The following is a 577-nucleotide window of genomic DNA, read 5'->3' as shown; positions in this document are numbered from 1 at the left end:
AAGGTTTCGCTGCGATTTCACCTTTACCAGTAAAGCCATTGCCATCGCGGTCAACTGAGGTTTCCGCGTTCTGAGGCATGTTCTCTGGCGCAAAACCGAACATCTTACGAGTATCTGTTGCTCGTGTTGCCCAGTAGTAGCCACGCTCTTTCGGGTCTACTTCGTATGGCATATCCATGTACACGTAATCAGGGTTAGAAACGATCACGTCGTAACCTTTCTTAGACCACTCGTACACTGATGAAGTACCGCCCCAGTACAGAACGTCCCAGAAGTTAACACGTGTGTTTTCGGTTGCAAATGCCTTCTCACCTTCGCTGTACTTCAAGCCATCTTGCCATGCTTGGAAGCTTGGAATGCCCTTCTCTGCTACGATCTTCGACACTTGTTCTGCAAAGTGACTTGGAAGGTGACCAAAATCGCTTACTGTACCGTCTGCGATTAGCGTCTGACATTGTGGAGACTGCGCGAATGGCTTGTCTTGTTTCGACAGATCAATCGTGCCCTTCCAGCTAACTTTGTCTTGCGCGTTAACGTCTTGGAAACCCGCACCTAACTTAATGTTCTTCGCTTCATC

The 577-nt window shown here is 48.5% G+C and carries 1 protein-coding gene; it reads right to left on the bottom strand.

Features of this window, described 5'->3' with window-relative positions:
- Positions 1 to 577 (bottom strand): family 20 glycosylhydrolase (locus R7040_RS28505; protein ID WP_318097892.1); only part of this gene is annotated, 577 nt, incomplete at both ends.

This window comes from Vibrio sp. 1069, assembly GCF_033340555.1.
This window is presented reverse-complemented; position numbering and strand designations above follow the sequence as displayed.